The 8,535-nt window shown below is 63.7% G+C and carries 7 protein-coding genes; 1 reads left to right on the forward strand and 6 read right to left on the reverse strand.

Annotation, left to right across the window (positions count from 1 at the left end; all coding sequences use genetic code 11):
• Window positions 1-206: 206 nt before the first annotated feature.
• The 6 genes from IC50_RS15045 to IC50_RS15070 all read right to left on the reverse strand — a co-directional run bounded on the left by IC50_RS15045 (window position 207) and on the right by IC50_RS15070 (window position 7,888).
• Entirely contained in the window at window positions 207-1,439 is a 1,233-nt protein-coding gene (locus tag IC50_RS15045) for an ABC transporter substrate-binding protein (RefSeq protein ID WP_035705830.1), read from the reverse strand.
• Window positions 1,440-1,480: 41 nt separating this feature from the next.
• Window positions 1,481-2,962 carry an ATP-binding cassette domain-containing protein gene (locus tag IC50_RS15050; RefSeq protein WP_035705833.1) on the reverse strand — a complete coding sequence of 494 codons (1,482 nt, stop codon included), beginning with the start codon at window positions 2,960-2,962 and terminating at the stop codon, window positions 1,481-1,483.
• Window positions 2,962-3,888, reverse strand: coding sequence for a branched-chain amino acid ABC transporter permease (locus tag IC50_RS15055; protein WP_035705837.1), 927 nt, complete (start codon window positions 3,886-3,888; stop codon window positions 2,962-2,964). Before IC50_RS15055 ends, IC50_RS15050 begins: the two co-directional genes overlap by 1 nt.
• Before the next feature lies 1 nt (window position 3,889).
• A complete protein-coding gene (locus tag IC50_RS15060; RefSeq protein ID WP_035705840.1) occupies window positions 3,890-4,765 on the reverse strand; it encodes a branched-chain amino acid ABC transporter permease in 876 nt (291 codons plus the stop codon).
• Between the two features lie 99 nt (window positions 4,766-4,864).
• Entirely contained in the window at window positions 4,865-6,109 is a 1,245-nt protein-coding gene (locus IC50_RS15065; protein WP_050991008.1) for an ABC transporter substrate-binding protein, read from the reverse strand.
• 546 nt (window positions 6,110-6,655) lie between these two features.
• Window positions 6,656-7,888: an SMP-30/gluconolactonase/LRE family protein gene (locus IC50_RS15070; protein ID WP_035705845.1), complete on the reverse strand. Its 1,233-nt coding sequence runs from the start codon at window positions 7,886-7,888 to the stop codon at window positions 6,656-6,658.
• Window positions 7,889-8,184: 296 nt separating this feature from the next.
• On the opposite strand from IC50_RS15070, the gene IC50_RS15075 reads away from it, so the two are divergent.
• On the forward strand, window positions 8,185-8,445 hold the full coding sequence (locus tag IC50_RS15075) for a hypothetical protein (protein ID WP_035705848.1): 261 nt from the start codon (window positions 8,185-8,187) through the stop codon (window positions 8,443-8,445).
• Window positions 8,446-8,535: the final 90 nt, after the last annotated feature.

The raw sequence follows: 8,535 nt of genomic DNA on the forward strand, positions 1-8,535 counted from the left end.
CCTGCGTGAAGTCGGCATCCTATCCTCCCTCAAAACCGTCTTATGATTGGTTGTTGCTTTTTTGCGAAGTATGGGGAGGAGGGCGGCGGAAAGTCAACATGGCGAAAGGTCGACACGCGGTGCGCCGCCGTACAACGCATCTGCGAAAGACGAAAGAGGCCCACCGCTCCCTGCGGAGCGATGGGCCTGACGTCGGTACGAACCGGTTACTGCGACAGCTTCACGAAGTTGGGAAACTTGAGCTTGCCCTCGGCGATCTTCTCGGGCCAGACCACGACCTGCTTGGAGTCCTGCCACTGAAACACCAGGCCGGTGACAGCACCGGGGCCGGACTTGATGCCATGGGTGAACTCGTCGTTCTTGCCGTAGAACTGGATCCTGCCGATCGTGCCCTCGTAGTCGGTCTTCTCGAGCTCGGCGACCATCTTGTCGGGATCGGTCGAACCGGCGCGCTTGATCGCGTCGGTGATCATGTAGACCTCGTCATAGGCGGTATAGCCGGTATAGGCCGGCGCGCTGCCGAACTTGGCCTTGAACGCCGCTGCGAACGGCTTCGTCTTGGGGGTGACGGCCACATCGGGCGTTGCCACTGCAAGCGAGGGGATGCCGTCGGCGGCGCCATTGGTGTCCTTCCAGAAGGTCGGGCTCAACGCCTGCGCGCTGATGCCGAACATCGGGATCGGCACCTGCTGGTTCTTCCACTGCACCGTCGGCTGCACGCCGACATGCGAGATGCCGGTGACGATCACGTCGGGCTTCTTGGCCTCGATGTTGTTGAAGATCGGCGTGAAGTCGGTGGTATCAGGCGAGAAGCGGACGTGCTCGACGACCTTGAGACCCGCCTTGGGCAGGCAGGCTTCGTAGCCGACGTCGAGCGGCTTGGTCCACGCAGCGTCCTCGCTCATGATCGCGACGGTCTTGAACTTGAGCTTGTCGACCAGGAGGTCCTTGGCGGCGTCGCAGACGAGCTGGGCCTGAGCGGCCGAGGTCAGATAGCCGTGAAATGTGTACTTGTTCTTCTCGTAATCGTTGTGGATCGCCTTGGTGATCTCGTTCGAGGCGGCGCCGGGCGTGATCAGCGGCATCTTCAGCCGCGCCGCCCAGGGCTCCAGCGCCAGCACCACCTCGCTGATATAGCTCGCGATCACGGCGGACACCTTGTCCTCGCTCACCGCACGCTGGAAGGCGCGCACGGAGTCCGCCGACGAGCTCTTGTTGTCGTAGGTGACGATCTCGACCTTGCGGCCGAGGATGCCGCCCTTGGCGTTGATCTCGTCGGCCGCGATCTGCGCGCCGCCCGGCGTCGCCGCGCCCGCGATCGACTGCACCTCGGCGATGACGCCGATCTTGATCGGATCGTTCGACTGCGCGTAGGCGGGCGCCGCGAAGCACAGCACCAGCGCGGAGGTGAGCAGGCTGCCGAGAACTGAAGGTCGCATGGTCGTTTCCCTTTCGTTGTTTTGTTATTGAGACGTACGAACTAGAGAAAATCTGCGCCGGCTTCGCTGGCGAAGCGGCCGGGATCGCCCTCCCAGACGATCCTGGCATGCTCCAGCACATAGACGCGGTCGGCATGTGGCAGCGCGAAGGTGACGTTCTGCTCGCCGAGCAGCACCGTGATCGCCGTGGTCTGCCGCAGCTTCTCCAGCGCCTTGGACAATTGCTCGAGGATGACGGGGGCAAGGCCGAGCGTCGGCTCGTCCAGGATCAGGATCTGCGGCTGCATCATCAGCGCGCGGCCGATCGCCAGCATCTGCTGCTCGCCGCCCGAGAGCGTCTGGGCCATCTGGCCCTGGCGCTCCTTCAGGATCGGGAACAGCTCGAACAGCCAGGCAAGCTGCTTGGCGCGCTCGTCGTCGGACAAATGCTGTCCGCCGAGATCGAGGTTCTCCCGCACGCTCATTTCGCCGAACAGCTCGCGCGATTCCGGACACTGCACGAGACCGCTGCGGGCAATCTTCGCCGGACTGGTGCCGCGCAGTCTGTCGCCGCCGCGCACGATCTCGCCGGTATAGGGCAGGAAGCCGGAGATGGTGTTGAACAGCGTGGTCTTGCCGGCGCCGTTGAGGCCGACGATGGAGACGAACTCGCCCTCGTGAACGTGGATCGAGACGTTCTCCAGCGCCTGCGCCTTGCCGTAGAATACGCTGACGTTCTCGACCTGAAGCAAGGGCACCTTGTCCTTGAAGCCGGTCTCGGGCCGCGCATGGGTCTCCAGGGCGCCGCCGAGATAGACCTTCCGCACCGTCTCGTTCTTCATCACGTCCTCGGCCTTGCCGGTGACGATCTCCTCGCCGAGATACATCGCGAGCACGCGGTCGACCAGCGCGGCGACGCTCTTGACGTTGTGGTCGACGAGCATCACCGCGCGGCCCTCGTCGCGGAAACTTCGGATCAGCTCGGAGAAGATGTCGACCTCGGCCCGTGTCAGCCCGGCGAAGGGTTCGTCGACCAGAACGACTTTAGGGTCGCGCGCGATCGCTTTCGCAAGCTCCAGCCGGCGCAGATCCGCAAAGGGCAGCGTCGGCGGGCGGCGGTTCATCACGTCGCCGAGCCCGACGCGCTCGGCGATCCATTTGGCGCGCTCGACCAGCGCCTTGTCCGGAAACAGCATGAACAGGCTGTCCGGCAGCAGCGCGACCAGAATGTTCTCCAGCACGGTCTGCCGGTTCAGCGGCCGCGAGTGCTGGAACACCATGCCAAAGCCCTTGCGCGCGATCTTGTGCGCGGGCAGGCCGGCGACGTTCTCGCCTTCGAAGATCACCTCGCCCGCAGTCGGGCGCTCGATGCCCATCACGCTCTTCATCGCGGTCGACTTGCCGGAGCCGTTCGGCCCGATCAGGCCGAAGATCTCGCCGCTGTTGACCTCGAAGCCGAGATTCTTCACCGCGGTCAGGCCGCCGAAGCGCTTGGTCAATCCGCGGACTTCGAGCACGGCCCTGTTTGAAAGCCTCATATCCATCACGAACGCGCCTCGCGCGAGAGGGCCGCCCCTAAGAAGCCGCCGGGGAAGAACAGCACGACGAGCAAGGCGACCGCCGAGACGATGAAGGTCGCGAGTTCGCCGGTCGGCCTCAGGAACTCGCCGGCGACGATCAGGAAGATCGCCCCGAGCGCCGCGCCAAGCACGGTGCGCCGGCCGCCGAGCACCGCTGCAACGATCACGTTGACGCCCACGGCAACGTCGACGACGGTGCCGACCGAGGCGGTGCCGAAGTAGAACACCAGCAGCGCGCCCGACAGCCCCGAGAAGAACGCGCTGACGATAAAGGCGGCGAGCTTGTGCTTGACGATGTTGAAGCCGAGCGCGCCGGCCTGCACCGGGTCCTGGCCGCTCGCCTGCAGCACGAGTCCGATCGGCGATTGCGACAGGCCGTAGAGGATGGCCGCCGAAATGGTCATGAAGCCGAGCGCGATCCAGTAGTTGGTGCCGGCGTTGATGCTGATGACGTCGGGGATGGTGAGCCCGATCTCGCCGCCGGTGAGGTCGGCGAAAACAACGATGAAGTTCTGCAGCATCAGCACCGCGACCAGCGTGGTCAGACCGAAATACGGACCGCGCACGCGTAGCGCCGGCAGCGCCAGCACGAGGCCGGCAATCACGGAGGCGAGCGCTCCCAGCACGATACAGAGGTAGACCGACCAGCCGAACTGGGCATTCAGGATGCCGGCGGTGTAGGCGCCGACGCCGATCAGGAAGGTCGGCCCGAAATTCACTTCGCCTGCGAAGCCGAACAACAGATCCCAGGCCATCGCGAACACGCCGAAATAGAAGGCGACGGTCAGCAGCCCGAGCACGTAACCGGAGACATAGAGCGGCAGCGTTGCCGCAATGAGGACGAGCGCGATTGAGATGAAGAAGAGGCGCGAGGTGAAGAAGGTGGACATCTCAGCGCCTCCCCAGCAGGCCTTGAGGCCGGATGTACATCACGAACACGAGCAGCAGCAGCGCCGGGATGGTGCGATAGGCCGGCGAGACGAGGTAGGCCGTCAGCGTCTCGAGATAGCCGACCACGAAGGCGGCGATCAGCGAGCCGGAGACGCTGCCGAGGCCGCCAAGCACGACGATCGAGAACGCGCTCGCCGTCAATGGGCCGACGCTGTAGGAGCTGACGCCGAGGAACATGCCGAGCAGCACGCCGGCGATGCCGGCGAGAATGCCGTAGATCGCCCATACCACGATGTAGATGTTGGTGAGCTCGAGCCCGAGCAGCGTAACGCCACGCGGGTTCATCGAGGCCGCCAGCACGGCTTTGCCGGTGCGGGTGCGGTTCACCAGAAGCCACAGCAGCGCGATCACGAGGCAGCATACGATCGCCGTAAAAATCTCGTTTTGCGGCGTGCGGACGCCGAGGATCTCGACGACGCCCTCGACGATCGGCAGCACGGTCTTGGCGTTGTTGGTGAAGAAATAGGCGATCAGCTCCTGGATCATGATGCCCCAGAGCAGCGTTCCCGTGAGAACGAAAATCTCCTTCTCCTCATTGGGAATGCGCCGGGAATCCTGGATCGGCTTGACCACCGCGAAATAGGTGGCAAACGCTGTGAGGAGGGCGACCGCCACTCCGATCAGCGCGCCGGCATAGGTGCCGACGCCAAGCACGCTGGCCGCGGCCCAGGCCGCCACCGCTGCCGCGACCATGATGGCACCGTGGGAGAGGTTGAGCACGCCCGAGACGCCGAAGATCAGGGTGAAGCCGGTGGCACCGAGGGCGTAGAGGGCGCTGATGGCAAAGCCATCGATCAAGATCTGGAAAGCTCGCATTGATGATTGGCCGGGTGGCAGTCAAACTGCCGCTTCGAGAAAAATGCGGGGACGCAAGCGGGAAGGCTCCCGGGGAGGTCGGCCCGGGAGCTGTGTCGGCTAGTTGCTGAGCTTGACGAAGCTCGGAAACTTGATGTCGGCCTTCGCGACGTCCTTGGGCCAGACCGCGATCTGCTTGCCGTCCTGCCATTGCAGCATCAGCCCGGTGATCAGGCCCTTGCCGTACTTGATCGAGTGGGTGAACGGATCGTCCTTGCCGTAGAACTGGACGCGGCCGATCGTGCCTTCCCAGTCGGTCTTCTCCAGCGCATCGACGAGCTTGTCGGCGTCAGTCGAGCCCGCCCGCTTCACCGCGTCAGCGATGTAGTAGACCTCGTCATAGGCGGTGTAGCCGGCATAGGAGGGATAGTTGCCGAACTTCTTCCTGAAGTTCTCCGCGAACGGGACCGATTTCGGCGTCACCGCGACGCCGGGACCCGAGACGCCCTGGTAGAGCACGCCCTCGGCTGCTTGGTTGGTGTCCTTGCCGAAGGTCTCGTTGGTCGCCTGCGAGGAGATGCCGAACATCGGGATCGGCACCTGCTGGTTCTTCCACTGCACCGTGGGCTGCACGCCGACATGGGAGATGCCGGTGATGATGACATCAGGCTTGGATCCCTCGATCTTGTTGAAGATCGGCGTGAAGTCGGTGGTGTCCGGCGAGAAGCGGACGTGGTCCAGCACCTTCAGCCCGATCTTGGGCAGACATTCCTCGTAGCCGGCGTCGAGTGGCTTGGTCCAGGCGGCGTCTTCGCTCATGATCACCGCCGACTTCATGTGCATCTTGTCGACGAGCAGATCCTTGGCGGCATCGCAGACCGAAAGCGCCAGTGCCGCCGAGGTCAGATAGCCGTGGAAAGTATACTTGTTCTTCGCGTAGTCGCTGTGGACGCTCTTGCTGATTTCGTTTGACGCTGCGCCAGGCGTGACGAACGGCGTCTTCAGCCGCGAAGCCCAGGGCTCGAGCGCCAGCACGACCTCGCTGATATAACTCGCGATGACGATGTTGACCTTGTCCTCGTTGACGGCGCGCTGAAATGCCCGCACCGAATCTGCCGAGGAGGAGTGATTGTCGTAGGAGACGATTTCGATCTTGCGGCCTTCGACTCCGCCTTTCGCATTGATCTCGTCCGCTGCGAGCTGCGCCGCCTGCGGAATGGATGCGCCGGCAATCGCCTGCGCTTCCGCGATCACGCCGATCTTGATCGGATCTGCCGCTTTGGCCGCGCCAGACGCGGTGATCATCGCACCGACGGCTGCCGCACCAAGCGATATCCGCAATGCACCAGGGAGTATGTTTTTCATTTTGTTTCTCTCCTCTTAAACAAGCCTCTTTTGAGCTATTGGGCCGGGACTATAACGGCGGAGGCATTCTCGGCAAGTGAAACCGCATTCATGATTGTGGGAGCGGGACTAAAGTCTAGAATGCGCAGATAGAGTGTATGCTGGTCGGCAGCAGGCATGCAGATTTCGACGAGGGGCATGCGCCATGGTTCGGAGGCGCAACGTTCATCGCGCTCTAAGGTTTCTAATCGCGCTGGCGGCAGCCGATCAGCTTTTCGTGCTTGCAGCAGCGACCGCTCGGTCGGTGCCTGGCAGGATAGCGGCGACAGACCGATGTCGCGTGCCGATCTCGGCAATCAGCTGCGAGCACTTCGCGGACCTCGGGTCCTGAAGGTTGCTCAATTCTCCGGTCGCAATACAAGGAGATGTCCGCTGCCGTACACTCTGTTCGATCGAAGAGAGTCCGTCATGCCTGGCCGGCCGGAAAGCAGACCTTTTCGATCGCCACGACTGGAAATATTCAGGCGCCGACGGTTCACGCCGCCGCCTGCTTTTGTCTCGCCTCTTTCAGCCCGGCCCGGCGCCTTGCGTCGCCGTGAACACCGCATAGAGCGACTGGCTAGCGGCCATGAACAGGCGGTTGCGCTTGGGCCCGCCGAAGGTGATGTTGCCGCAGACTTCCGGCAGGCGAATGCGGCCGAGCAGCTTGCCCTCCGGCGACCACACCGTGACGCCGCTGTAGCCGACGGCGCGGCCGGCATTGCTGGAGGCCCAGAGATTGCCATTGACGTCGCAGCGCAGGCCATCCGGTCCGCACTTCACGCCGTCGATCACGCAATCGCTGAATTTCTTGAGGTTGGAGAGCTTGTTGTCGCTGCCGACGTCGAACACGAAGATCTCGCCCTTGCCGCCGGGTCCGGTGTCCCCCGGCCCTTTGCCGGTGGAGGCGATGTAGAGCTTCTTGTAGTCGGGCGAGAAGCAGAGGCCGTTCGGGTCGGGCACCTGGTCCTCGGTAACGACGAGGTCGATGCGGCCCGAGGGATCGATGCGATAGCAGTTGGTCGGCAGTTCGCGCTTGCCCGGCACGAAGCCGGCCGGCTGTCCGATCCGCGGATTGAGCTTGCCGCCAGCATTGCTCGGGCCCCCCGCCGCATCGGGCTCGCCTTCGTAGAGCTGACCGCCATAGGGCGGATCGGTGAACCAGTAGCTGCCGTCGGGATGCGCAGCGATGTCGTTCGGCGAGTTCAGCCGCTTGCCCTGATAGGAATCGGCCAGCACGGTGGCGGTGCCGTCATGTTCGTAACGCGTCACCCGCCGCGTCAGGTGTTCGCAGGACAGCTGGCGGCCCTGGAAGTCGAAGGAGTTGCCATTGGAATTGTTGGAAGGCGAGCGGAATAGGCTGACGCGGCCGTCGTCCTCGCTCCAGCGCATCTGCCGGTTGTTGGGAATGTCGCTCCACAACAGATAGCGGCCTTGCGCGCTCCACGCCGGGCCTTCGGCCCACAGCACTCCAGTATACAGCCGCTTGATCGCGGTGTTGGGCTGCGCGAGATCATTGAAGGACGGATCGACCGCGATGATGTCGGGATCCCAGAAATAAGTGGTCGGCGCGCCGCGAGGGCCGAAGTCGCGCGGCGGGGCGGTGATGGTCGTCGGCGGTGCGGCGGGTCCGGTCTGGGCCAGCGCCGGGCCGGCCAGCGTCGCCATGGCGCCGAGCGCAAGTCCCCGGACGAGTGTACGTCGTGAAAGCGCAGCATCCTGGTCACGCTGCTCGTGATCACGAGCCTCCTGGCGTGTCATTCGCGTCCTCCCGATCATGTTCGCTGGCCGGTTGATCCGGCCGAGCAGGTGCGAAGGTTAATGCGGTCTATGGCTGGTTGCGAGGGTGGAATCGCGAGCTCCGAGCTCTGGTCGCAATCCCGTCACATTCGGCGCGTGCGTGCGCCACCCACAAATCGCAAGATTGTTCCGCGAGCTTGAGCAGAAACTTGCTTGCGGCAAAGCCCGGCACGTAGACGCATTCGACCCATTTTGAGCCTTGATTTCGCACATATTGCCGCGCAGAAAACGGCCGGGGGCGATGGACGGAGTTGATCGTGGCTGGCGTCATCGTATTGATCGTGTTGCTCGGAATCGCGTTCGCGGCCGGCTATTTCACCCGCGAGTTCATCTCCAGCAAACGACGTGCGGAAGCACGCCGCTGGCGCGAGTATAGTGAGCCGGATTGGCTTCCGGCCAACGCACCGGCGAACACCAACGAGATCGCACGCGCCGCCGCGGCTGCCGTGGTCACCGGCGAGCTCGGTCAAATGCTCGATCGCTGGGAGAGCAGGGCCCGCGCCCGCCGCGCGGGATAGATCGTTCGGAGTCCTCGCAGCCCGCTCAGCCTTCGTAGTCCGGATGGAGCGAATCGCAATCCCGGACCGCTTGCGTCTCCGGCAGCGACC

Source organism: Bradyrhizobium genomosp. I (2014), from assembly GCF_000261685.1.
In the GTDB taxonomy this organism is placed as follows: Bacteria; Pseudomonadota; Alphaproteobacteria; order Rhizobiales; family Xanthobacteraceae; genus Bradyrhizobium.

Bases quoted from the DNA above. Each gene is read 5' to 3' on its own strand.
- IC50_RS15045 (WP_035705830.1), bottom strand. From the start codon at position 1,439: ATGCGACCTTCAGTTCTCGGCAGCCTGCTCACCTCCGCGCTGGTGCTG.
- IC50_RS15050 (WP_035705833.1), bottom strand. From the start codon at position 2,962: ATGGATATGAGGCTTTCAAACAGGGCCGTGCTCGAAGTCCGCGGATTG.
- IC50_RS15055 (WP_035705837.1), bottom strand. From the start codon at position 3,888: ATGTCCACCTTCTTCACCTCGCGCCTCTTCTTCATCTCAATCGCGCTC.
- IC50_RS15060 (WP_035705840.1), bottom strand. From the start codon at position 4,765: ATGCGAGCTTTCCAGATCTTGATCGATGGCTTTGCCATCAGCGCCCTC.
- IC50_RS15065 (WP_050991008.1), bottom strand. From the start codon at position 6,109: ATGAAAAACATACTCCCTGGTGCATTGCGGATATCGCTTGGTGCGGCA.
- IC50_RS15070 (WP_035705845.1), bottom strand. From the start codon at position 7,888: ATGACACGCCAGGAGGCTCGTGATCACGAGCAGCGTGACCAGGATGCT.